The following is a 21,722-nucleotide window of genomic DNA, read 5'->3' on the forward strand; positions in this document are numbered from 1 at the left end:
ACCCTGCGGGGCCCGCTGAGCCGGGGCCTGGCCGACGACGGGCGCCTCACCATCGGCGTCAGCGCCACCGTCCACTCCGCCGAGGGGCTGCGCGGCGCCCTGGAGGAGGCCCGGCACGCCCGGCGCGTCGCCGCCGCCCGCCCCGGGCGGGTCTGCGTGGCCGGCCACGAGGAGCTCGCCTCGCACGTCCTGCTGCTGCCCTTCGTGCCCGACGACGTCCGCCGCGCCTTCACTGCGCGGCTGCTCGACCCGCTGCGCGCCTACGACCGGCGGCACCGCGCCGAACTCATCCCGACCCTGGAGGCGTTCCTGGAGTGCGACGGCTCCTGGACCCGCTGCGCGACCCGGCTGCATCTGCACGTGAACACCCTGCGGTACCGTGTCGGCCGGATCGAGCAACTGACCGGGCGTGATCTCGCGCGTCTGGAGGACAAGTTGGACTTCTTTCTCGCGCTGCGCATGAGCTGAGCCGGCCCGTGGGAACCTCGACCCTTCGGATCACTCGAATCATTCTGCTTGTTCGGATCATTCCGATCACTCGGATCACTCGGATCGCGAGTAATTGATCACCGCCCTCTTGGCGCGGGCCCTTACGGCATGCTGGACTTCGACCACTGGCTCGACGATGCGCTTGGGGGGATAGGTTGTGGCGGATACCGCCATGCCGGAATCTGTGGTGGGCACGCCCGATGTGTGGCGCCTCAGGGCCCGCGGTTGCTGGGCGGAGGCGGCGGCGATCCTCGCCCCGCACTGCGCCGACAGCCCGGCCACGGCGCTGCACCGGGCCGCCCTGCTCGTCGAGGGGTGCATGTTCACCCTCGACGGCTGGTCCGAGGCGGAGGACGCGCTGCGCTCCGCCGAGGCACTGGCCGGCAGCGACGAGGAGCGGGGCGCCGCCGCGTGCGAGCGCGGCCATCTGGCGTACGCCGCCACCCTCTTCTCCGTCCGCGACCGCGCCGACGAGGCACGGGCCGCGTTCGGCCGCAGCGCGGCGCTGCTGAGCCAGGTGTCGCCGGGACGGCCGCTGCTCGACTTCCGCCGCGGCCTGTTCGCCGAGAACGTCGCCCAGAACCCCACCGCCGCCCGCGCGGCCTACCGGCGCGCCCACGCGGGCGCCGTCGCCCACGGCGACGCGCTCCTGACCTCGTTCACCTGGCGCCACCTGGCCGGCCTCGCCGCCGCCGACGGCGACCTCGCCGAGGCCCACCGGGGCTTCACCGAATCCCTCCGCATCCGCGTCGAGATCGGGTACCTGGTCGGAACGGCCCCGGCCATGCTCGCCCTCGCCGACGTGGAGCCCGAACCCGTCGCGACCGCCCTGCGGGCGGAGGCCGCCCGCCTCCACGCCCTCCTGGGCGGAATCCCGGTCTGGCTCCCCCACCCCGCACCGAGCGCCTGACCGGCGGGGCGCCGGTACGCGGGAGGGACCGCGGGCCCCGGCACGGGGCCGTTCCTAACCCCAGGCAGAGCCGGAGAAGTGTTCGCGGACGAGGGCTTCGACCGTGACCACGTCCCCGGCCACCAGCGCCTCCAGCAGCACGGCGTGCTCCGTCGCGTCGGCGAGCAGCTCCGCAGGACGCGACGGCGTGCGGGAGGGCCCGGAAACCGGCCATTGGGAGCGCCGGTGCAGCTCGTCCGCGACGGCGACCAGTTGGAGGTTCCCGGAGAGTTCGAGCATCGCGCGGTGGAAGAGCCGGTCGGACTCCGCGTAGGCGGCCCGGTCGCCGCGCGCCGCCGCGGCGACGGTGGCTGCGGCGAGCGGCCGCAGCGACTCCCACCGCTCGGGGGCGATGGTGCGGGCGAGGCCGAGGACGACGGGAACCTCGATGAGGGCCCGCACCTCCGCCAGCTCCGCGAGGTCGCGCGCGCTGCGCTCGGCGATCCGGAATCCGCGGTTGGGCATGGCCTCGACCGCGCCCTCCCGGGCGAGCAGCTGCATCGCCTCGCGGACCGGTGTGGCCGACACGCCGTAGCGCTCGGCGAGCAAGGGCGCCGAGTAGACGTCGCCCGGCCGCAGTTCACCGCTGACCAGGGCGCTGCGCAGCGCGTTGAGCACCTGGTCGCGGACGGAGTGGCGCTCGGGCAGCCGCCGCTCCCCGTCGGCCGGCGCGGCGAACGCGCCGCCCTGCGGGCGAGGTGCGCGGAACTGACCGGGGCGGCGGGGCTGCGGGACGGAGGTGGCTCCGGCGGGGCGCGCGGCGGCGGTGTCGTTCACCGGGTCCTTCCCTCTTCGGGCGACACCACTCGTGTGGCGTAGTGCCGTTAGGTTAAACCCCAGCGGGGTCGGCTAAGGTAAGCCTTACCTCCCTTGGAACTTCTTTCAGGACGGTCCGCCATGCTCGCCATGCCTGTCACCGCCCCCGCCTACGCCCGCCTGACCGGGGTGTACCCCTCGTTGCGCGTCACCGAGGAAGCGCCCCGCAGCGGCGACGGCTGGGTGCGCGCGGACGAGCTGGCGGCGGGCGGGCCGGCACTGGACGACTACCTGGTCTGGGACGAGCAGCAGGTGCTGCGCGACCACGGCAGGCGCGCCCGCCCCGATGTCGTCGCCGGCTTCGGCCTGCACCGCTACGCCTGGCCGGCCTGCCTGCTCTTCACCGTCCCGTTCTTCCTGCACCGCAGGGTCCCGCGGCTGCCGGTGTCCGACGTGTCGTTCCACCGCACCCAGGGCCGGCTGACGGTCCGCACCGGAGCCTTCAGCTGCCTGCCGGACGACCCGGCCGCCGTACTGCCCGGGGCCCGCGTCGTGCCGTCCGAGGAGGCGCTGCGCCTGGAGCTGCGCTCCGCGCTCGCCGAGCACCTGGAGCCGCTGCTGGACGGGTTCCGGCCCCGGCTGCGGCGCGGCCGGCGCGCCCTGTGGGGCATGGCCACCGACGAGGTCACCGAGGGCCTGTGGCGGATCGGGCACCTGCTCGGCGAGGGCGAGCGGGCGGAGGCCGAGCTGACGGCCCTGCTGCCGGGCACCACCGCCCCGTACACGGGCGGCGCGGACTTCCGCGCCCTGCGCGCGCCGCGGCCGCTCCCCGACCGGGTGCCGGCCCGCACCCGGGACCGGATCTCGTGCTGCCTGTTCTACACCGTGCGCCCCACGGAGACCTGCGGCACCTGCCCCCGTACATGCGACGCCGAACGCATCGAACGTCTGGCCGCCACCGGCTGATCTGTTCGACTTTTCCATTCAAAAGCGTGCTATTCCGGCGAAACCTCTTCAAGCGCGTGCGCTCTTCGCCAAGATGGCGCCCGTGAGCCGTCCCGCGGCCCGAGCGCGACGGAAGCGACGCTAGGAATCGCACATGAGACTTACCGACATATCGCTGGACTGGGCGCTCTCGGGGGCCGTGGGCCTGGCGGTCCTCGCGGCCTCGGCGGTCGCGCTCCGCAACCGCCGGGCACGCGGCGGCGACGAGAACGTACCCGGCAGCGATTCATGGGAGCGCAGCGAGGAACGCCGACGCCGCAAGGAGGCGGTCTACGGGAGCGCTTCGTACGTCCTGCTCTTCTGCTGCGCGGCGGTCGCCGCGGCGCTCTCCTTCCACGGGCTGGTCGGCTTCGGCCGGCAGAACCTGAACCTCGACGGCGGCTGGGAGTACCTGGTCCCGTTCGGCCTCGACGGCGCGGCGATGTTCTGCTCGGTGCTCGCGGTGCGGGAGGCCAGCCACGGCGACGCGGCGCTCGGCTCCCGGATGCTGGTGTGGATGTTCGCGGGCGCCGCCGCCTGGTTCAACTGGGTGCATGCGCCGCGCGGTATCGAGCACGCCGGCGCCCCGCAGTTCTTCGCCGGGATGTCCCTGTCGGCGGCGGTGCTGTTCGACCGGGCGCTCAAGCAGACCCGGCGGGCAGCACTGCGCGAACAGGGCCTGGTGCCCCGTCCGTTGCCGCAGATCCGGATGGTCCGCTGGATGCGTGCCCCACTGGAGACCTACGGCGCGTGGTCCCTGATGCTGCTGGAGAACGTGCGCTCGCTCGATGAGGCGGTGGAGGAGGTCCGCGAGGACCGCAAGCAGAAGGAGGTCAACGACGTTCGCCGCCGCGACCACGTGCGGCTGGAGCGGGCCCGCGTCAGGGCGCTCAACCGCCAGCACCGCGGCTGGAACCGGGACCGGGGCGAACGCCGCCCGGAACTGACCGGCGGGGGTTCGGGCGGCAGCGGTCCCGGGGGCACCACGGAGCCCGTCATAGCCGCCGGCACGGCCGAACTGCCGGTGCGCCCGCGCCCCGCGCTGCCGCCGACGGAACACTCACGGTCGGAACGGCGCTGGGCACGGCTGTCGGAACGCTCCGAACCGCCGGCGCCGTCACCCGCGCCCGCCTCCGAGGAGGAGCCGTACGTCGTCGACCTGACGGCCGAGGACGACACGATGACGATCCCCCGGCTGGACTCGCTGGAGCGCAAGCTCCAGGATCTGGAGCGGCAGTTCGGCTGAGAGTCGCGTCGAGCCGCGTCGCATGCCGAACCGCGTCGAGCCGAACCGTGTCAGGCGGCCTCGACGTCCAGTTCGAACCAGACGACCTTCCCGGTGCCCTGGGAGCGAACGCCCCAGGAATCGGCGAGCGCCTGCACGAGCAGCAGCCCGCGGCCCGACGTGGCGTTCTCACCCACGGGGTGCAGCCGGGGTCGCCTGGCCGTGTGGTCGTGCACCTCGACGCGCAGCCGGTGCACGGGGCCGTCGGAGAGCGTGGCGGTGAGCACCGCTCCCTCATCGGTGTGCTGAAGGGCGTTGGTGACGAGTTCGCTGGTGAGCAGCTCGGCGATGTCGACCAGTCCTGGTACGCCCCAGCGCCGCAGCTGCTCGCGCAGCAGCCTGCGCGCCTCGGCTATCGCCGACAGATCCGCGTGGCCCAGCGCGTGCCGTAACTCCCGCGCCTCGCTGGCGCCTTGGCCATGGTGAAGCCGGCCGCCCATGTGCTTTGGCTGACGCTCCATCACTCCGCTCCGACCGCAGGCCTCGTCCCCCCTCGAACACCCTGTCGGGATGCATTCCCACCACGGGGCCATCCACGCATGGGACCGGGAAGCCGGCGGCGGGACACGGGCGGCGGCGGAGCTTACGGCCGGGGTACGTTCCGCAGGTTGGAGCGTGCCAGCTGCAGCATTCTGCCCACTCCGCCGTCGAGCACGGTCTTGCTCATCGACAGGGCGAAGCCGCCGATCTGCTCGCCGGTGATCTTCGGCGGGATGGAGAGCGCGTTCGGGTCGGTGACCACGTCCACCAGCGCGGGCCCCTTGTGCTTGAACGCGCCGCGCAGCGCGGCCCGCAGCTCCTTCGGCTTCTCCACCCGGACCCCGTAGGCACCGCACGCCCGCGCGACCGCCGCGAAGTCCGGGTTGTGGTTGGACGTTCCGGAGGCCGGCAGGCCCGCCACGAGCATCTCCAACTCGACCATGCCGAGCGAGGAGTTGTTGAAGAGCACGATCTTCACCGGCAGATCATGCTGCACCAGGGTCAGGAAGTCGCCCATCAGCATCGAGAACCCGCCGTCGCCGGAGAGCGCGACGACCTGCCGGCGCCGGTCCAGGAACTGCGCGCCGATCGCCTGCGGCATCGCGTTGGCCATCGAGCCGTGGGTGAACGAACCGATCACCCGGCGCCTGCCGTTCGGGGTGAGGTAGCGGGCCGCCCAGACGTTGCACATGCCGGTGTCGACGGTGAAGACCGCGTCGTCGGCGGCCTCCTCGTCCAGGACCGATGCCACGTACTCGGGGTGGATCGGAACGTGCTTGTCGACCTTGCGGGTGTAGGCCTTGACGACGCCTTCCAGGGCGTCACTGTGCTTCTTCAGCATCCGGTCGAGGAACTTGCGCCGGGTCTTGACCCGCACCTTGGGCGTCAGGCAGCGCAGGGTCTCCCGCACGTCGCCCCACACCGCCAGGTCCAGCTTGGAGCGCCGGCCGAGGTGCTCGGGGCGGACGTCCACCTGCACGATCTTCACGTCGTCCGGCAGGAAGGCGTTGTACGGGAAGTCGGTGCCCAGCAGGATCAGCAGGTCGCACTCGTGCATCGCCTCGTAGGCGGCGCCGTACCCCAGCAGTCCGCTCATGCCCACGTCGTACGGGTTGTCGAACTGGATCCACTCCTTGCCGCGCAGCGCGTGGCCCACCGGCGCCTTCACCCGTTCGGCGAAGGCCATCACCTCGTCGTGCGCGCCGGCCGTGCCGCTGCCGCAGAACAGCGTCACCTTGTCCGCGGCGTCCACCATCCGGGCGAGCGCGTCGAGCTCGGCGTCACCGGGCCGGACCGAGGGCCGGCGGGTCACGAGGGCGTGCTCGATGCTGCGCTGCGGGGCCGGCTGCGCCGCGATGTCGCCCGGGAGGCTGATGACGGAGACGCCGCCGCGGCCGATGGCGTGCTGGATGGCGGTCTGCAGCACCCGGGGCATCTGCTGCGGGTTGGAGATCAGCTCGCTGTAGTGGCTGCACTCCTTGAACATCTGGTCCGGGTGGGTCTCCTGGAAGTAGCCGGTGCCGATCTCGCTGCTGGGGATCTGCGCGGCCAGCGCCAGCACCGGGGCCATCGAGCGGTGCGCGTCGAACAGGCCGTTGAGCAGGTGGACGTTGCCGGGCCCGCAGGAGCCGGCGCAGGCCGTCAGTTTCCCGGAGATCTGGGCCTCCGCGCCCGCCGCGAAGGCCGCCACCTCCTCGTGGCGCACATGTACCCATTCGATGGCCGCGTTGCGCCGGATCGCGTCCACTACGGGGTTCAGGCTGTCGCCGACCACCCCGTACATCCGCTCCACCCCGGCACGCACCAGGACATCGACGAACTGCTCGGCCACGGTCTGCTTCGCCATCGGGCGCACCAATCGCTCGTCGCGGGACTTGCCCCCATCTCCCCACGCGGGGAGCGGACCCGCCACTTAAGCGCCTGCGGCGCGCGCTTCGACGACGAACCCGGGACGCGTTCCCGCTACCGCGGGGGTGCCCGGCGGGAGCCTCGGCGCCGCCCGCGCCGCCGGTGGCGTGCCCCCGCGAGCGCGGGCCTTCCGGCGGCAGCCGGGAAGCCCGCGGCTCAGGGACCGCGGCGCGCGGGCATCCTGGCGGCGGGCCGCCTGGAATCCGGCCGGTAGCCGGTTGGCGTTACGCGTCCCAGACGCCGACTGCTGTGCGGTCGTCCGCGTAGCCCTTGACCCGGGTCTGGGCTTCGGCCAGGAAGGCGGTGAGGCCTGGGGGGTGGCCGTTGCCCCACTGGTGGGCCAGGCGGGCGGCGAGGGCCGGCTCGCCGCGCAGCGGTTCGGCGAGGCCGCCGCTGCACAGCAGCAGCGCGTCGCCGGGGTGCGCGACCGAGGCCCGGAAGCGGAAGCGTTCTTCCGGCTCCGCGTCCTTGTTCACCGGGTCCAGGTCCTGCCAGCTGCCGTCGCGGATCCGGAACAGTCCGCCGTCCCCGACGCCGAAGAACAGCCGGATGCGGCAGGACGGGTCCACCGGCAGCAGCAGGCAGCGCAGCGAGGCCGTGTACTCGCCCTCGTCGAGGCCGAGGTCCTCACCGCGGGCCCGCAGCCGCCCGTAGCAGCGGTCGGTGAGCCGGTGCAGTCCCGACTTGAGCGAGCCGCGGCGGGCGGCGCGGATGTCCTCGGACAGCCGCTGCCGGCTCCGGCCGACCGCGCCCGCGATCCACCGGCAGGCGTCCTGGGCGGCCCGGGGGGCGTCTTCGGAGGCCCGTACTCCGCTGGCGACCGCCAGCAGCAGCAGGCCGTCGTCACCGGTGCCGAAGCGCGCCGTCAGCAGCGCGTCCCGCCGGGGCTGGCCCCGGTACCGCGCGGAGTCCCCGCGCATGGAGGCGGTCCGCAGCGTCAGGACGCCGTACTGCGCCCCGTCCAGCACGGTGTCGGGGACGAGGCTGTCGAGCTCGTCCGGGTGCGCCACCGGCCAGGCCGTCGGCTCCGCGGCGTACGTCGGGGGCCGGTCGCCGACGAACGGCGGCGCCGTCTCGACGGGCGGCTCCGCCGCCGCCCACCCCGGCGGCAGGTCCGGCGCCGGACCGGGATCCGGATCGCTCCACGTCACCGGGCCCTCGCCGAAGGCGGTCGGCGCGAGCGTCGTGCGCCGCTCCGGGGGCGGCGGAACGACGGCTTCCGGCGGCAGCGGTGGTGCCGGGGCGTCGGGCCGGGCGGCCGGGCCCGGCTGCTCCGGCGCCGCGTAGGGCTGCTGCCGGTACGCCTGCTGTCCCCACGCCTCGCCGGCGGCGGGAGTCACCCCGCCGTGCGGCGACCGGTCCTGCGGGGCCGCGCGGCGGAGCCGGATGGTGTCCGGCGGGCCGTGGTCGTCGTGCTCGGCCGTTTCCTGGTCGTAGGGCTCCCGGGCGGGCGGCACCGCGTCGGCGGGCGGTTCTGCTCGAACAGGCGGATCGTCCCGAACAGGCGGATCGTCCGGGGCGCCGACGGCGGACAGGACCGAGGCGTAATGGTCGTCGACCGTGTCGGCCGACGCTTGGGGTTCGCCCGTCTCCGGGCCCCCGTACAACTGGCGCCACCACTCGTCCTCTTGACGAGGGTGCGTCTCCCCCTGCTGGCTCATGCCCTTATTGTCCACCGCGAAGGGCCTTCGGAAACGGTGGACGGCATACCTGACGCGGGTCCGTCGGCCGGCCCTCCCCCCACGGTTGGGTCGGCCGACGGCGCTCGAGCGAAACGACCCAAGTCGTGCCAAGTCATGCCCGCATCGCCGCCACACTGGCAGAACAGGGGGGTGAGCAGGGAAGATGTCCGCGGCGGGAAACCGCCGTGGCTCATTCCCGCCACCTTGGGAGGGGGCGCCGTGCTCGGTGCCATAGGACTCGACGACGTCCAGGAGTCCGCCTACCGCGCCTTGATCGGTCTCGGCGCCGCCGAGATATCCGATCTCGCGCAGCGCCTCGGCAGGTCCGAGGAGGAGGCGGCACGCACCTTGCGGCGGCTGGAGGGGCACGGGCTGGTGGCCCAGTCCTCGGCCCGGCCGGGCCGCTGGGTGGCCGCGCCGCCGGGCGTCGCGCTGGCCGCGCTGCTCACCCAGCAGCGGCACGAACTCGAACAGGCGGAGCTCGCGGCGGCCGTGCTCGCCTCGGAGTTCCGGGCCGAGGCCACCGAACCGGCCGTCCACGACCTGCTGGAGGTGGTGACGGGCGCGAAGGCCGTCGCCCAGCGCTTCCTGCAACTGCAGCTCGGCGCGGAGAAGGAGGTCTGCGCCCTGGTCACCGGCACCCCCGTGGCCGTGACCGGCATGGACAACAGCGCCGAGGAGCAGGCCGCGGTGCGCGGCGTCGCCTACCGCGTGGTGATCGAACGCGAGATCCTCACCAGCCCGGACGGCATCACGGAGCTGTCCGCCGCGATGAACCGCGACGAGCAGGTACGGGTGATCGACCGGGTCCCGACGAAGCTGGTGGTGGCCGACGCGTCGCTCGCCATGGTGCCGCTGACCCGCCGCACCGGGCAGCCCGCCGCGCTGGTCGTGCACGCCAGCGGCCTGCTCGAATCCCTCATGGGGCTCTTCGAGGGGGTGTGGCGCACCTCGATGCCGCTCCGGTTGAACGGTCTCGGCGTCGACGAGGTACCACTGGACGCGCCCGACTTCGTCGATCTGCAGATCCTCTCGCTGCTCCTCGCGGGCCTCACCGACGCCAGCGTCGCCAAGCAGCTCGACCTCGGGCTGCGCACCGTGCAGCGCAGGGTCAAACACCTGATGGAGATCGCCGGGGTGACCACCCGGCTCCAGCTCGGCTGGCACGCCTACGAGCGCGGCTGGATCGCCCGGCACGGCTGACCGGCCGGCCGATATCCGGGGGCGGCCACGGCGACTATCCGGCAGGGTGAGTCCATGGGGACCCCACAGCTGTGCCTGATCGGCGTCGTGATGCTGCTCGGCCTGCTCGGCGTGCTGGTTCCGGGTGTGCCCGGGACGCTGCTGTGCTGGGGCGCCGTCCTGTGGTGGGCGACCAATCTGCACACCACGCTCACCTGGGGCATCCTCGCCACCGCCACCGGGCTGCTCGCGCTCAACCACGTGGTCCAGTGGCTGCTGCCCGCCCGCCGCGTCCGCGACTCGGGACTCACCTGGCGCAACCTCTTCGCCGCCGGCTCCGCCGCCATCGTGGGGTTCTTCGTGGTCCCGGTCATCGGCGCGCCCATCGGCTTCGTGGCGTACATCTACGGCGTGGAACGTGTCCGGCTCGGCACCCACGGCGGCGCCTGGACCGCCACCCGCACCGCCATGCGCGCCGTCGGCCGCTCCGTCCTCGCCGAACTCTTCGCCTGCCTGCTGGTGGCGGGCGCCTGGCTCGGCGCGGTCGTCCTCGGCTGACGCGCGGGACCCGTGGCATCCGGGTCCGAAGGCCTAGGTCAATGAGCCGATGCCCGGCCCGCGTCCCGGTGTGAGGGTGGCCGTATGACGATTTTCAGTGCGGGCGAGCGGGCGTATCTGGACGGGCAGCAGCTGGGACGGCTGGCGACCGTGGACCGGAAGGGGCAGCCGCAGGCGAACGCGGTGGGGTTCGCGGTGCGGGACGACGGTTCGGTCGACATCGGCGGGTTCGCGATGGGGACGACGAAGAAATGGCGGAACATCGCGGGCAATCCGCTGGTGTCGCTGGTCGTCGACGATGTCGTGAGCCGGCAGCCCTGGGTGGTGCGCGGGATCGAGATCCGGGGCGAGGCGGAGCAGGTGGTCGGTGCGCACGACCTCGGGGCCCACTTCGGCCCGGAGGTGATCCGGATCCGGCCGCGCCGGGTGATCGCCTGGGGCCTCGAGGGCGGGGAGCCCGGGATGCACGGGCGGACGGTGTCAGAGGACGCCCTCCAGCGTGAGTAGCGTCCGCTTGCGGTCCAGGCCGCCGGAGTAGCCGGTGAGGCTGCCGTCCGCGCCGATCACGCGGTGGCAGGGGCGGATGACGAGCAGCGGGTTGGAGCCGACCGCGCCGCCGATGGCGCGGACCGCGCCGGGCGATCCGGCGGCTTCGGCGAGCCCCCGGTAGCTGACGGTCGCGCCGTACGGAACGTCGTCGAGGGCGTTCCACACCCGCTGCCGGAAGTCGGAGCCCACGGGCGCGATCGGGAGCTCGAACGTGCGGCGTTCGCCCGCGAAGTACTCCCCGAGCTGGCGCTCGGCCTCGGCGAACGCCGCAGGCTCGCGGCGCCAGCCGGGCAGGACCGTGGCGCCGCCGCGCTGGCCGGGGACGGAGAGCGAGGTGAGGGCGATGCCGTCGCCGGTGAGCAGCAGCTCTCCGACGGGGCTGTCGACGGTGGTGTACAGGGTCACCGGGGCGGCGGGGACCGCGGGGTTCACGAGGGGTGCGGGCGTGCTCATGTGGTCGTCAACTCCAGTCGGGGACGGGCGCGGTGGCCCGCGGCCCAGAGGTGGTGCAGGGCGTAGCTCCGCCACGGGCGCCACGCGTCGCTGAGCGGTGGTTCGTTGGGCAGGGCGACGTCGGGGTCGCCGAGGGCGCGGAGCCGGATGTATCCGGCCGTCCAGGCGTCGATGCCCGGCAGGGCCGCCAGCGCGCGGCCCGCCTCGGCGCGGTCGGCGCCCGGGTCGAGGCGCAGGGTGCCGGCGGCGAGGGCGCCGGTCAGCGGGCGCAGGGCGGGGTCGTCGATGCGGGCGGGTTCGGGGAACAGGTGGGTGAGCCCGCCGTCGGGGGCGGGGAGCGGGTCCCCGTACGCCATGACGAGCTTCCCGGCCGCGGCCGGGTCGCCGAGTACGGCGCGCACGGCGAGTTCGTCGGGGTCGGCCGCCCCCGGTGAGCGCAGCCCGGGCCGGGCGGCGACCAGCGGGCCGAGGAGCGGGTCTCCGCGCAGCAAGTCCGCGATGGCGAACGGGTCGGCGTCCAGGTCGAACAGCCGGCGTACCCGCTGGACGGCGGTGGTCAGGTCGCGGAGGTCGGCGAGGCGGAGCCGGCAGTCGAGCCAGCCGTCCCGGTGACGTTCGTCGACCTCGGCCACGCCGGAGCCGTGCGGCAGCCGCAGGGTCCGCCGGTAGGTGCGCCGGCCGGGCGGTCCGGTGATCTCCTCGATCCCCGGCACCAGGTCGGCGCGCAGGAAGTCGAAGACGCCCGCCGCGTCGTAGGTGCCCCGGTAGGCGAGCCGCAGGGGCACTCCGGAAGCGGAGCCGGGCTCCGCCGCCCGCCCGGCGGTGGGGGTGCCGGTGCGGGCGGCGGCGCGCAGTTCGCTCGGGGTGCGGGCGTAGATCTCCCGGATGGTGTCGTTGAACTGGCGGACGCTGGCGAAACCGGCCGCGAACGCCGTGTCGGTGACGGAGAGGGTCGTGGTCTGGAGCAGGACCCGCGCCGCCAGGGCACGCTGCGCGCGGGCCAGGGCTACCGGGCCGGCGCCGACCTCGGCGGTGAGCTGGCGGTGGACCTGGCGGGAGCTGTACCCCAGCCGGCCGGCCAGGCCCGCCACGCCTTCGCGGTCGACCACGCCGTCGCCGATCAGCCGCATGGCGCGGCCCACGACGTCGGCCCGGACGTTCCACTCCGGGGAGCCGGGGACGGCGTCCGGGCGGCAGCGCCGGCAGGCGCGGAAGCCGCCGGTCTGGGCGGCTGCGGCCGTGGGGTAGTAGCGGACGTTCTGCTGCTTGGGCGTCACCGCCGGGCAGCTGGGACGGCAGTAGATGCCGGTCGTCGCGACCGCGAAGAAGAACACGCCGTCGAAACGGGCGTCACGGCCGCGTACCGCCGCATATCCGGTCTCCTCGTCAATCATGTATCCCAGTCTGCGGCATCGGACGGCCGTGGACTGGCGGGAATCGGACAGGGCGATCGTGGGTGCGAGCAGCTTGTGAGAGCGCTCTCCCGACATCGGACCGGAGCGATACCCTGTCCGCATCCAGCTCGCAGAGGAGCGTGCAGTGTCCGAGCAGACCTTCCCGTCCCGCCCCACCCTGGAGGCCGTCGCCGAACGGGCCGGGGTGTCCCGGGCCACCGCCTCACGCGTGGTCAACGGCGGCGCGGGAGTGCGCGCACTGCTGGTCGACCGGGTGCGGAAGGCGGTCGAGGAGCTGGGCTACGTACCGAACCAGGCGGCCAGGACGCTGGTCACCCGCCGCAACGACGCGGTGGCCGTCGTGGTCGCGGAACCCGAGACCCGGTTCTTCTCCGACCCGTTCTTCGCCCAGCAGGTGCGCGGCATCAGCAAGGAGCTGACGGCCCACGACAACCAGCTGGTGCTGCTCCTCGTCGAGGGCACCGCCGACTACGACCGGGTCGGCCGCTATCTGGCGGGCGGCCATGTCGACGGCGCGCTGATCTTCTCCCTGCACGCGCACGACCCGCTGCCCGAGCTCGCCCGCAAGGCGGGCATCCCCACCGTCTTCGGCGGGCGGCCCGGCTGGGCGGAGACCGAGCGCGACCGCAACGCGCTCTACGTCGACTGCGACAACCGGGGCGGGGCGCGCACCGCCGTACGGCATCTGACCGGGCTCGGCCGCGGCCGCATCGCGCACATCAGCGGGCCGCTCGACCAGACCGCGTCCGTCGACCGGCTCGACGGTTTCCGCGACATCCTTCCGCAGACCGACCCGGCGCTGATCGTCGAGGGCGACTTCACCCCCGACGGCGGCGAGCGCGCGATGGCAGAGTTGCTGGACCGCTGCCCGGACCTGGACGGGGTGTTCGCCGCCTCCGACCTGATGGCCTCGGGGGCGCTGCGGGTGCTGCGGCAGCGCGGGCGGAGCGTGCCCGACGACGTGGCACTGGTCGGCTTCGACGACATGGTCCAGGTCGCGCAGCTGACCGATCCCCCGCTCACGACGGTCCGCCAGGACATCGAGGAGATGGGCCGGCTGATGGCCCGGCTGCTGCTGCGCAGCCTCGATCCGCGGCGCGACGCCCCCGGCGCCCTGCCGCTGTCCTCGGTGGTCACCCCCACCCACCTGGTCAGACGGCAATCCGCCTGACGCGGCGGGCGGGAGGGTCCGACGACGGGGTCTGCGGGATGCCGGGCCGATGCCGTCGAGGCCGGTGCGTCCGGCGAAGTACTGGTCCCCATGGGGACGGTTGGGAACGTGGGGCAACGGGAAGGTCACGGAACGACAGCGATTGTGAAGGTGCGGTGATGGAACGCACCCCGCCGACAGGAGGACGCTCATGGTCTACACGATCATCCTCGGCATTGTGATCGTGGCCCTCGGTATCGCGAGCGTCGTGGCCACGTTCTGGAGCGAGGGAAGCCCGATCGCGATCCGGCGCCGTCATCGCCATAACGGCGCCGGCTGAACCCGCGCTCGGCACCACCTGATCGAAGGCCGGGCCGGGCCCGTGACCGGACCCGGCACCGGAGCCTTCTCAGGCCTCCCTGCGGTGGCCTCCACCGCGCTTCGCCTCGTACATCGCCCGCCCCGCCGCCGACTTCATCTTCCAGTCACGGCGCATCTCGGCGCGCAACCGCTGGTCGGTGCGGGAGGCGATCCACGCGTTCTCCCGGAGGAGCTTGCGGTAGCTCTCCAGCCTGCGGTGCGGCAGCGTGCCGTCCTCCAGGGCGGCGAGCACCGCGCAGCCGGGCTCGGCGACATGCGCGCAGTCGTGGAACCGGCAGTCGGCGGAGAGCGCCTCGATCTCCGAGAAGACCTGTGAGAGCCCGGACTCGGCGTCCCAGAGCCCGACCCCCCGCAGCCCGGGAGTGTCGATGAGCACCCCGCCGGACGGCAGCGGCAGCAGATCCCGCGTGGTGGTGGTGTGCCGCCCCTTGCCATCGGCGTCACGGATGGTCTGCACCTCCTGCACCTCCTGACCCAGCAGGGCGTTGGTCAGGGTGGACTTGCCCGCGCCCGACTGTCCGAGGAGCACGGAGGTGGTGCCGGCCAGAACGGCGGCGAGCACGTCGATGCCCTCGCCGGTCGTGGCGCTCACCACGAGCACCTGCACACCGGGCGCCGCACCTTCGGCGTCGGCGAGCAGATGGGTCGTGTCGCCCGCGAGGTCCGCCTTGGTCAGCACGACGAGCGGCTGCGCGCCGCTCTCCCAGGCCAGCGACAGGAACCGTTCCAGCCGGCCCAGGTCGAGTTCGGCGGCCAGCGACACGGCGATCACGGCGTGATCGATGTTGGCTGCCAGCACCTGCCCCTCGGAACGGCTGGACGAGGTCGAGCGGACGAACGCCGTCCGGCGCGGCAGCAGCGCCCGCACCACGGGACCGGTCGGAGCGTCCCGGTCGACGGCCACCCAGTCGCCGGTGCAGGCCAGCTTCATGGGATCGGAGGAGGAGTTGACGAAGGCGGTGTCCGCGCGCAGCGCGCCGTCGGGCGTGACGACGTCGCAGAGCCCGCGGTCGACCCGGACGATCCGGCCGGGCAGCAGGCCCTGGGCGGCGTACAGCTTGAATGCGGTGTCGAGAATGGAGTCCCAGCCGTACGAGGTGAACGGCAGGGAAGCAGATCCGTTGGTCAACGGAATGCCCTTCGAAAGGGCGGCCCCGGAGCTGAGGTTCAGGAAGTGGTCAGCCGGCGACCGCGGAGGTAAGGATGCTGTGCGACGGGATCAGGGCAGCGCCCTGCGCAAAGACAGTCATCGAGATACACCTCCACGTATGTGTGCCGGCCGCGGTCTTCCACCGCTGCGGTCCTGAGGAGATTACGACGGGCCGCAGACACTGTCCACCGATTTACGGCCCCCGCCGGATGTCCGATTCGTTCAAGACCCCGGGCCCGTGGCGCGCCTAACGTGGCGGGCATGACTCCTCGTTTCGCGTTCATCGGCCTGCTCGCCTCAGACATGGCCGCGTCCCTCGCCTTCTACCGCCGGCTGGGGCTGGACATCCCGGCGGAGGCCGACAGCCGGCCGCACGTCGAGGCGGCGCTTCCCGGGGGCCCGCTGCTCGTCTGGGACACCGAGGAGGTCGTGCGGTCCTTCTCCCCGGACTGGCAGGCCCCGCCGGCGGGCGGCGGGCGGGCCGGGCTGGCGTTCACGTGCGACGGCCCCGCGGAGGTCGACAAGGTGTACGCCGACCTCACGGGCGCCGGCTACACCGGGCACCTCGCGCCGTTCGACGCGGTCTGGGGCCAGCGCTACGCCACCGTCCTGGACGCCGACGGCAACCACGTCGACCTGCTGGCCGTCCTGCCGGATGCTTCCGCCTAGTCCTTCTGCCCGGTCCTTCCACCCGGTCCTTCCGTTCAGCGGACGAGTTCGCCGAGCGGCACCCCGGCCAGCGCCTTCACCTCGCGCGCGAGGTGGGCCTGGTCGGCGTAGCCCGCCGCCACCGCGACCTCGGCGAACGGGGTCCCCCGCCGGGCCAGTTCCAGCGCGCGCTGCAGGCGCAGGACCCGCGCGAGCGTCTTCGGGCCGTAGCCGAACGCCGCCAGGCTGCGCCGGTGCAGCTGCCGTTCGCCCAGCCCGGCGGCCGCGGCCGCGGCGGCCACGCTGCCGCCGGACGCGAGCCGGGCCGCCGTCGCGGCCAGCAGGGGATCCGCCGTACCCGGGCCGCGTACGGCGCCGGTCACCGCGTCCTCCAGGGCGCTCCCCGGATCAGCCGCGTCGCCGATCCGCTCGGCGATCCGCCGGGCGGCGGCGCCAGGCCACACCGCGTCCAGCGGCACCCGCAGGTCACGCAGTTCGTTCGCCGGGACGCCCAGCGCCGCGGGCCCCCTGCCGGGCGCGAACCGCAGCCCGGCGAAGCGCGCGCCGGCGGGGGTCCGCGCCACGTGGGCGCGGGTGTCGGGGCCGGTGACGATCAGCTCCCCGTCGCACCAGATCACGTCCATGCAGCCGTCGGGCAGCACGCGGTAGGGCCCGCCCTCCGCGGCACCGACGGTCCGGGTCCAGAGCACCGCGCCCGCGACCCGCGACAACCGCTCCTCGTACACCCCTTCATTCTGCCCCGGACGCCCCGGCAACAGGACGCCCGCACGGCGGCGGCCGGTCGCCGCCGTCAGTCGCCGTCGGTCGCGGCCGTCAGTCGCGGCGGCGCAGGCGCGAGCGGACGTCCGACGGCGGCAGGAAGCGTGTCCAGCGCTCGGGGAACTCGGCGGGCGGGGGGTCGTCAGGACCGAGATCGCCGTCGTCGTCGAAGTCGTCGTCGCGGCCGTCCTCCGCGGCCCGCCGCCTGGCGGCGTCGGCGACCACCCGGACCGCGGCCGCCTCCCGGGCGCGGGCGTTCTGCTCGCGGGCGGCAGCCGTGGCGAGGGACGGCCAGATACGGTCCACCGCCGCGTTGACGGCGGCGCCGACCAGCACCGCGAAGGCCGAGATGCCGATCCACAGGAGCACCGCGACGGGCGCGGCCAGCGAACCGTAGATCGTCGGTCCCTCGACGGTGTTGGTGAGGTAGATGCGCAGCAGGAAGCTGCCGAGGACCCACATCATCAGCGCGATGAGCGCGCCGGGCACGTCCTCGTACCAGGGCGACCGCACGGGCACCGACACGTGGTAGAGCGTGGTGAGGAAGGCGATCGACACCAGCAGGACGACCGGCCAGTACAGGACGTGGATCGTGCCCTGGCTGCGCGGCAGCACCGACACGAACGCGTCGGGGCCCGCGACCATCAGGGGCAGCACCAGCGCGCCGACCACCAGCGCGATGATGTAGAGCAGCAGGGCGAGCAGCCGGGTCTTGACGATCCCGCGGTGCCCCTCCAGGCCGTACATGATCGTGATGGTGTCGACGAAGACGTTGACGGCGCGGGAACCCGACCAGAGCGCGATCACAAAGCCGAGCGAGATGAGGTCGGGCCGCCGCCCGTGGAAGACGCTGTCCACCAGCGGGCGGACCAACTGGTTCACACCCTTGTCGGACAGGACCGTCGCGGACGCGGTGAGGATGTTCTCGCGCAGATGCGCGATCGTGTCGGTGCGGATGACGGTGTCCACGTAGCCGAGCGCGCCGACGAGGCCGAGCAGCAGCGGTGGCAGGGACAGCAGGACGAAGAAGGCCGCCTCCGCGGCGAGTCCGGTCACCCGGTACTCGATGGAGGAGTTGACGGTGTCCTTCAGCAGCAGCCAGCCGACCTTGCGCTTCGACACATTCCGGTACAGGGCCCGAGCCCTGCCCCAGCGGCCGGGAGGCCGCCCTTTTCTTCCATCCGCTGCGTGCACCCGCCTACGGTATCCGCCCCCGGCGGAGCCGGACCCATCCCCTGTAGGGCGCACGGCCCGGCCGGGCGGCGGCGGGGCGTCGCCTTCCGCCCGGCGCGCGCCGACGCCTACGGTGAGTGCCATGAGCGCCCCCACACACACGGTGACCAATCAGCCTCCGCCGCTGGTCGGATATGACGTCCACGCCTCCGACGCCGCGCTCGTCGAGGCCGTGGAACGCCACGCGGCCCCGGAGCGGCTGGCGGAGATCCAGGGCGAACTGGGCGAGCTGGGCCGGGCCGCGGGCTCGGCCCAGGGGCAGCGCTGGGGGGACGAGGCGAACGCCAGTCCCCCGGTGCTGCGCACCCACGACCGGTACGGCAACCGGGCCGACGAAGTCGACTTCCACCCGTCCTGGCACCGGCTGCTGGGCCACGCCGTGTCGTCCGGTCTGACGGACGCCTGGTCGCGCCCCGACGGGCATCTGCGCCGCGCGGCCGGGTTCCTGGTGTGGTCGCAGGCCGAGGCCGGGCACGGCTGCCCGGTGTCGATGACGCACGCGGCGGTGCCGGCCCTGCGCGCCGATCCGGCGCTGGCCGCCGAATGGGAGCCGCGGCTGCGCTCACGGATCTACGATCAGCGGCTCGCCCCGGCCGGCGAGAAGCCGGGCGCCCTGTTCGGCATGGGGATGACGGAGAAGCAGGGCGGCTCCGACGTCCGGGCCAACACCACCCGCGCGCTGCCGCTCGCCGAGGACGGCGCCTACGCGCTGACCGGCCACAAGTGGTTCTGCTCCGCCCCGATGTCCGACGGCTTCCTGGTACTGGCCCAGGCGCCGGAGGGCCTCACCTGCTTCCTGCTGCCGCGGGTGCTGCCGGACGGCACCCGCAACGTCTTCGCGATCCAGCGGCTGAAGAACAAGCTGGGCAACCGCTCCAACGCCTCCTCCGAGGTGGAGTTCGACGGGACGTGGGCGCGCCGGGTCGGGGACGAGGGCCGCGGGGTGGCGACCATCATCGAGATGGTCGCGGCGACCCGGCTGGACTGCGCGATCGGTTCCGCGGCCATCATGCGGCAGGCCGTCGCCCAGGCGGTGCACCACACCACCCACCGCAGCGCGTTCGGCGGCCCGCTGGTCGACAAGCCGCTGATGCGCAACGTCCTGGCGGACCTCGCGCTGGAGTCGGAGGCCGCCACGACCACCGCGATGCGGCTCGCCGCCTCCTACGACACCGGTACGGAGCAGGAGCGGCACTTCCGGCGGCTGGCGGTGGCCGTCACCAAGTACTGGGTGACGAAGCGGTGTCCGGCGGTCGCCGTGGAGGCGCTGGAGTGCCTGGGCGGCAACGGGTACGTCGAGGAGTCGGGGATGCCCCGGCTGTTCCGCGAGTCGCCGCTGAACTCGGTCTGGGAGGGTTCCGGCAACGTCCAGGCGCTGGACGTGCTGCGGGTGCTGCGGCGCGATCCGATGGCCCTGAACGCGTTCCTCACCGAGATCGGCCTGGCCCGCGGCGCGGACCACCGGCTGGACGGTGCCATCAAGAACCTGCTGACCGAGCTGGCGGACCTGGAGGGCGTGGAGGCCCGCGCCCGGCGCATCGTCGAGCGGATGGCCCTGATCCTCCAGGGCTCCCTGCTCGTACGGTTCGCCCCGCCCGCGGTGGCCGACGCGTACTGCGCCTCGCGCCTCGGCGGTGACTGGGGAGCGGCGTTCGGCACCCTGCCGCACACCCTGGACCTGACCTCGATCGTGGACCGCGCCCGGCCGGTCACCGACTGAGCGGGGCGGGGGCAGGGGCCGCAGCGGCTCCCCTCGCGCGGAGAGAAAGAGGGTGGCGCCGCGCCGACTCGGCACCACCCCCGGTTTCTGCTGCCCCCGATACCCAGCGGCAGTCGGGCCGTTTCCGCCATGCCCGCCGGGCGCGGTGGCGCGTCGGGTCAGAGGTCGTGCCGCCATGGAGGGTTCGGGCCCCTTACCGCGCAGGTGGCCGCGGCCACTGCCGTGCCCAGCGTGACCGCGTCCTGGACGTCTTCCGGGGTGAGTGCGGCCAGTCGGCCGCCGAGGCGGCCCGCGGAGTGGAGGTGGTGCAGGAGGCCTGCCATGAAGGCGTCGCCCGCGCCGACGGTGTCGACGACGTCGGACGGGTGGGCCGGTACGTGGAGCCGGGTGCCGTCCAGGGAGGCGAGGGCGCCCTTCTCACCGAGGGTGATGACGACGAGGGGGACGCCGAGGGCGTGCCACTCGTCGCAGGCCTTCTCCGGCGGGGTGTCGGGGTGGAGATGGGTGAGGTCGTCGTCGCTGAGCCGCAGGATGTCGGCCGCCGCGCACCAGCGGGGCAGGCGCCGGCGGTAGCGGTCGGGCGGTACGAGCCCCGGGCGGACGTTGGGGTCGATGCTGATCGTGGTGCGGGGACGGAGGTCGTCGAGGAGCTCTTCGACGCGCTCCGCCCCGGGGTCGCGCACGAGCGCGAGGGAACCGGTGTGCAGGCAGACGGGGTCGGCGGGCAGCCCGGCTGTCAGCTCGGTCGCCGTCCACTGCCAGTCCGCGGTTCCTTCGGCGTGGAAGGAGTAGCGGGCGCGGCCCGCCGCGTCGAGGTCGGCGACGGCGAGCGTGCTGGGCTCGGCCGCGTCCGGGCAGCCGGTCAGGTCGACGCCGGAGCCGGCCAGCCGCTCGCGGAAGAGCCGGCCGAAGACGTCGCCCGACAGCCGGCCGAGGAACCGGGTGGGCGTGCCGAGCCGGGCCAGCGCGACCGCGGTGGTGGCGGGGCCGCCGCCCGGGACGACGGCCAGGTCGAGCCCCGCGGCGGGGTCACCGGACCGGGGGGCGGCGAAGGCGTCGGCGACGCATTCGCCGAGGACGACGACGGGACGGGTCGGACTCATGCCGGACAGCGTACGAGCCCGTGCCGGGTGCGCGGCAGGGCTCACAGGCGCGCGGCCGCGGCGATTCGGCCGGCCCGACCGCGCCGACCTAGGCTGTCGGCATGAGCATCAGCGTGACCACCTGGTCCCTCGAGCAGACCTCACCTGCGGATCTGCGGCCCTCGGCCGTGCCCGCCGCCGGGGACGGGGTGCGGATCGTGGCCGCCGAGGTGCCATCGCCCGACTTCAGCCGCTTCCTCTACGCGTCGGTCGGCGCCGACTGCCTGTGGACCGACCGGCTGGGCTGGACGTACGGGCGCTGGCAGGCGCATCTGGAGCGGCCGGGCGCGGAGACGTGGGTGGCGTACGAGCGGGGCACGCCGGCCGGGTTCGTCGAGCTCGATCCGCAGGACGACGGCGTCGTGGAGATCATGTACTTCGGGCTGTTGCCGGCCTTCCGGGGGCGCGGGATCGGTGGTCACCTGCTGTCGTACGGGACCGCCCGCGCCTGGGACCTGGCCGGCCGGTGGCCGGGGCGGGACGCGACGAAGCGGGTGTGGGTGCACACCTGCGATCTTGACGGGCCGCACGCGATGGCCAACTACGAGCGGCGCGGCTTCCGGCTCTTCGACACCCGGACGACGGACGAACCGGACCAGGCGGTCCCTGCGGGGCCGTGGCCCGTGGAGCAGTGACGCAGAACACAGCGTCTCACTTAGTGGGATATTCTGGTCCACATGCTGGACGACGGTGGACTGCTCCGAGACCCGCATGCCACGCTTCCGACATGTCCCGCACTGGAATCGCCTTGGTAGGTCGGCCGCACGTCGACTTCTGCCGCGTGTCCAGCGCCATCTGTCCGGCGAGCTGATCGCGCCGCGCCGATCG

General features: G+C 73.6%; 23 protein-coding genes. 13 read left to right on the forward strand and 10 right to left on the reverse strand.

Going from position 1 to position 21,722, the window contains the following annotated elements; all coding sequences use genetic code 11:
• Together O3X23_RS34685 and O3X23_RS34690 are read left to right on the forward strand one after the other, a co-directional pair.
• Positions 1 to 468 (forward strand): PucR family transcriptional regulator (locus O3X23_RS34685; RefSeq protein ID WP_269276508.1); only part of this gene is annotated, 468 nt, incomplete at its 5' end.
• A 193-nt stretch (positions 469 to 661) separates the two neighbouring features.
• Complete coding sequence (locus O3X23_RS34690; protein ID WP_269276510.1) at positions 662 to 1,399, forward strand: hypothetical protein; 738 nt, start codon at positions 662 to 664, stop codon at positions 1,397 to 1,399.
• 54 nt (positions 1,400 to 1,453) lie between these two features.
• Here the strand turns inward: O3X23_RS34690 and O3X23_RS34695 are convergent, their stop codons facing one another.
• A complete protein-coding gene (locus O3X23_RS34695; protein WP_269276511.1) occupies positions 1,454 to 2,215 on the reverse strand; it encodes a GntR family transcriptional regulator in 762 nt (253 codons plus the stop codon).
• 120 nt (positions 2,216 to 2,335) lie between these two features.
• Here O3X23_RS34695 and O3X23_RS34700 point away from each other — a divergent pair, with 120 nt between their 5' ends.
• On the forward strand, positions 2,336 to 3,160 hold the full coding sequence (locus tag O3X23_RS34700; RefSeq protein WP_269276513.1) for a (2Fe-2S)-binding protein: 825 nt from the start codon (positions 2,336 to 2,338) through the stop codon (positions 3,158 to 3,160).
• 133 nt (positions 3,161 to 3,293) lie between these two features.
• A complete protein-coding gene (locus tag O3X23_RS34705) occupies positions 3,294 to 4,424 on the forward strand; it encodes a DUF2637 domain-containing protein (RefSeq protein WP_269276515.1) in 1,131 nt (376 codons plus the stop codon).
• 50 nt (positions 4,425 to 4,474) lie between these two features.
• Here O3X23_RS34705 and O3X23_RS34710 read toward each other — a convergent pair whose 3' ends face one another.
• From O3X23_RS34710 to O3X23_RS34720, 3 genes are all read right to left on the reverse strand, one after another.
• Positions 4,475 to 4,924, reverse strand: coding sequence for an ATP-binding protein (locus O3X23_RS34710; protein ID WP_269276516.1), 450 nt, complete (start codon positions 4,922 to 4,924; stop codon positions 4,475 to 4,477).
• 122 nt (positions 4,925 to 5,046) lie between these two features.
• Positions 5,047 to 6,789: a pyruvate dehydrogenase gene (locus O3X23_RS34715; protein WP_269276518.1), complete on the reverse strand. Its 1,743-nt coding sequence runs from the start codon at positions 6,787 to 6,789 to the stop codon at positions 5,047 to 5,049.
• Between the two features lie 286 nt (positions 6,790 to 7,075).
• Positions 7,076 to 8,512: a protein phosphatase 2C domain-containing protein gene (locus O3X23_RS34720; protein WP_269276520.1), complete on the reverse strand. Its 1,437-nt coding sequence runs from the start codon at positions 8,510 to 8,512 to the stop codon at positions 7,076 to 7,078.
• Positions 8,513 to 8,752: 240 nt separating this feature from the next.
• Here O3X23_RS34720 and O3X23_RS34725 point away from each other — a divergent pair, with 240 nt between their 5' ends.
• The 3 genes from O3X23_RS34725 to O3X23_RS34735 all read left to right on the forward strand — a co-directional run bounded on the left by O3X23_RS34725 (position 8,753) and on the right by O3X23_RS34735 (position 10,780).
• Positions 8,753 to 9,736, forward strand: a complete 984-nt coding sequence (locus tag O3X23_RS34725; protein WP_269276521.1) for a helix-turn-helix transcriptional regulator — start codon at positions 8,753 to 8,755, stop codon at positions 9,734 to 9,736.
• Positions 9,737 to 9,790: 54 nt separating this feature from the next.
• Complete coding sequence (locus tag O3X23_RS34730) at positions 9,791 to 10,273, forward strand: DUF456 domain-containing protein (RefSeq protein ID WP_269276523.1); 483 nt, start codon at positions 9,791 to 9,793, stop codon at positions 10,271 to 10,273.
• An 84-nt stretch (positions 10,274 to 10,357) separates the two neighbouring features.
• Positions 10,358 to 10,780 (forward strand): PPOX class F420-dependent oxidoreductase, encoded by a 423-nt coding sequence (locus O3X23_RS34735; RefSeq protein WP_269276526.1) that lies wholly within the window; start codon positions 10,358 to 10,360, stop codon positions 10,778 to 10,780.
• Here the strand turns inward: O3X23_RS34735 and O3X23_RS34740 are convergent.
• Positions 10,754 to 11,275, reverse strand: a complete 522-nt coding sequence (locus O3X23_RS34740) for a methylated-DNA--[protein]-cysteine S-methyltransferase (RefSeq protein WP_269276527.1) — start codon at positions 11,273 to 11,275, stop codon at positions 10,754 to 10,756. The genes O3X23_RS34735 and O3X23_RS34740 overlap by 27 nt on opposite strands.
• Positions 11,272 to 12,669 (reverse strand): DNA-3-methyladenine glycosylase 2 family protein, encoded by a 1,398-nt coding sequence (locus tag O3X23_RS34745; RefSeq protein WP_269276528.1) that lies wholly within the window; start codon positions 12,667 to 12,669, stop codon positions 11,272 to 11,274. The genes O3X23_RS34740 and O3X23_RS34745 overlap by 4 nt, the downstream gene beginning before the upstream one ends.
• A gap of 145 nt (positions 12,670 to 12,814) precedes the next feature.
• Between O3X23_RS34745 and O3X23_RS34750 the strand changes: the two genes are divergently transcribed.
• Together O3X23_RS34750 and O3X23_RS34755 are read left to right on the forward strand one after the other, a co-directional pair.
• Positions 12,815 to 13,861 (forward strand): LacI family DNA-binding transcriptional regulator, encoded by a 1,047-nt coding sequence (locus O3X23_RS34750; RefSeq protein WP_269276530.1) that lies wholly within the window; start codon positions 12,815 to 12,817, stop codon positions 13,859 to 13,861.
• Positions 13,862 to 14,051: 190 nt separating this feature from the next.
• Entirely contained in the window at positions 14,052 to 14,180 is a 129-nt protein-coding gene (locus tag O3X23_RS34755; RefSeq protein WP_269276532.1) for a hypothetical protein, read from the forward strand.
• 69 nt (positions 14,181 to 14,249) lie between these two features.
• On the opposite strand, the gene rsgA is transcribed toward O3X23_RS34755, so the two are convergent.
• Complete coding sequence (gene rsgA / locus O3X23_RS34760) at positions 14,250 to 15,350, reverse strand: ribosome small subunit-dependent GTPase A (protein ID WP_269276534.1); 1,101 nt, start codon at positions 15,348 to 15,350, stop codon at positions 14,250 to 14,252.
• A gap of 282 nt (positions 15,351 to 15,632) precedes the next feature.
• On the opposite strand from rsgA, the gene O3X23_RS34765 reads away from it, so the two are divergent.
• Positions 15,633 to 16,040 carry a VOC family protein gene (locus O3X23_RS34765; protein ID WP_269276536.1) on the forward strand — a complete coding sequence of 136 codons (408 nt, stop codon included), beginning with the start codon at positions 15,633 to 15,635 and terminating at the stop codon, positions 16,038 to 16,040.
• A gap of 35 nt (positions 16,041 to 16,075) precedes the next feature.
• Here the strand turns inward: O3X23_RS34765 and O3X23_RS34770 are convergent, their stop codons facing one another.
• Positions 16,076 to 16,765, reverse strand: a complete 690-nt coding sequence (locus tag O3X23_RS34770; RefSeq protein ID WP_269276538.1) for a helix-turn-helix domain-containing protein — start codon at positions 16,763 to 16,765, stop codon at positions 16,076 to 16,078.
• An 88-nt stretch (positions 16,766 to 16,853) separates the two neighbouring features.
• Positions 16,854 to 17,993, reverse strand: a complete 1,140-nt coding sequence (locus O3X23_RS34775) for a YihY/virulence factor BrkB family protein (protein WP_269276540.1) — start codon at positions 17,991 to 17,993, stop codon at positions 16,854 to 16,856.
• Between the two features lie 121 nt (positions 17,994 to 18,114).
• Between O3X23_RS34775 and O3X23_RS34780 the strand changes: the two genes are divergently transcribed.
• A complete protein-coding gene (locus O3X23_RS34780; protein WP_269276541.1) occupies positions 18,115 to 19,752 on the forward strand; it encodes an acyl-CoA dehydrogenase family protein in 1,638 nt (545 codons plus the stop codon).
• 158 nt (positions 19,753 to 19,910) lie between these two features.
• On the opposite strand, the gene O3X23_RS34785 is transcribed toward O3X23_RS34780, so the two are convergent.
• Positions 19,911 to 20,855, reverse strand: a complete 945-nt coding sequence (locus tag O3X23_RS34785; RefSeq protein WP_269276542.1) for a carbohydrate kinase family protein — start codon at positions 20,853 to 20,855, stop codon at positions 19,911 to 19,913.
• 101 nt (positions 20,856 to 20,956) lie between these two features.
• Here O3X23_RS34785 and O3X23_RS34790 point away from each other — a divergent pair, with 101 nt between their 5' ends.
• Positions 20,957 to 21,529, forward strand: coding sequence for a GNAT family N-acetyltransferase (locus O3X23_RS34790; RefSeq protein ID WP_269276543.1), 573 nt, complete (start codon positions 20,957 to 20,959; stop codon positions 21,527 to 21,529).
• Between the two features lie 92 nt (positions 21,530 to 21,621).
• On the forward strand, positions 21,622 to 21,705 hold the full coding sequence (locus O3X23_RS44030) for a putative leader peptide (RefSeq protein ID WP_331283982.1): 84 nt from the start codon (positions 21,622 to 21,624) through the stop codon (positions 21,703 to 21,705).
• Positions 21,706 to 21,722: the final 17 nt, after the last annotated feature.

Origin of the sequence: Streptomyces sp. H39-S7, from assembly GCF_027158205.1 — a bacterium.
In the GTDB taxonomy this organism is placed as follows: Bacteria; Actinomycetota; Actinomycetes; order Streptomycetales; family Streptomycetaceae; genus Actinacidiphila.

What these genes read in the sequence shown, in the direction of transcription:
- O3X23_RS34700 (WP_269276513.1), top strand. Translation starts at nt 2,336, where the DNA reads ATGCTCGCCATGCCTGTCACCGCCCCCGCCTACGCCCGCCTGACCGGG.
- O3X23_RS34730 (WP_269276523.1), top strand. Translation starts at nt 9,791, where the DNA reads ATGGGGACCCCACAGCTGTGCCTGATCGGCGTCGTGATGCTGCTCGGC.
- O3X23_RS34755 (WP_269276532.1), top strand. Translation starts at nt 14,052, where the DNA reads ATGGTCTACACGATCATCCTCGGCATTGTGATCGTGGCCCTCGGTATC.
- O3X23_RS34735 (WP_269276526.1), top strand. Translation starts at nt 10,358, where the DNA reads ATGACGATTTTCAGTGCGGGCGAGCGGGCGTATCTGGACGGGCAGCAG.
- O3X23_RS34765 (WP_269276536.1), top strand. Translation starts at nt 15,633, where the DNA reads ATGACTCCTCGTTTCGCGTTCATCGGCCTGCTCGCCTCAGACATGGCC.
- O3X23_RS34690 (WP_269276510.1), top strand. Translation starts at nt 662, where the DNA reads ATGCCGGAATCTGTGGTGGGCACGCCCGATGTGTGGCGCCTCAGGGCC.
- O3X23_RS34715 (WP_269276518.1), bottom strand. Translation starts at nt 6,789, where the DNA reads ATGGCGAAGCAGACCGTGGCCGAGCAGTTCGTCGATGTCCTGGTGCGT.
- O3X23_RS34745 (WP_269276528.1), bottom strand. Translation starts at nt 12,669, where the DNA reads ATGATTGACGAGGAGACCGGATATGCGGCGGTACGCGGCCGTGACGCC.
- O3X23_RS44030 (WP_331283982.1), top strand. Translation starts at nt 21,622, where the DNA reads ATGTCCCGCACTGGAATCGCCTTGGTAGGTCGGCCGCACGTCGACTTC.
- O3X23_RS34705 (WP_269276515.1), top strand. Translation starts at nt 3,294, where the DNA reads ATGAGACTTACCGACATATCGCTGGACTGGGCGCTCTCGGGGGCCGTG.
- O3X23_RS34740 (WP_269276527.1), bottom strand. Translation starts at nt 11,275, where the DNA reads ATGAGCACGCCCGCACCCCTCGTGAACCCCGCGGTCCCCGCCGCCCCG.
- O3X23_RS34785 (WP_269276542.1), bottom strand. Translation starts at nt 20,855, where the DNA reads ATGAGTCCGACCCGTCCCGTCGTCGTCCTCGGCGAATGCGTCGCCGAC.
- O3X23_RS34790 (WP_269276543.1), top strand. Translation starts at nt 20,957, where the DNA reads ATGAGCATCAGCGTGACCACCTGGTCCCTCGAGCAGACCTCACCTGCG.
- O3X23_RS34720 (WP_269276520.1), bottom strand. Translation starts at nt 8,512, where the DNA reads ATGAGCCAGCAGGGGGAGACGCACCCTCGTCAAGAGGACGAGTGGTGG.
- O3X23_RS34710 (WP_269276516.1), bottom strand. Translation starts at nt 4,924, where the DNA reads ATGGAGCGTCAGCCAAAGCACATGGGCGGCCGGCTTCACCATGGCCAA.
- O3X23_RS34780 (WP_269276541.1), top strand. Translation starts at nt 18,115, where the DNA reads ATGAGCGCCCCCACACACACGGTGACCAATCAGCCTCCGCCGCTGGTC.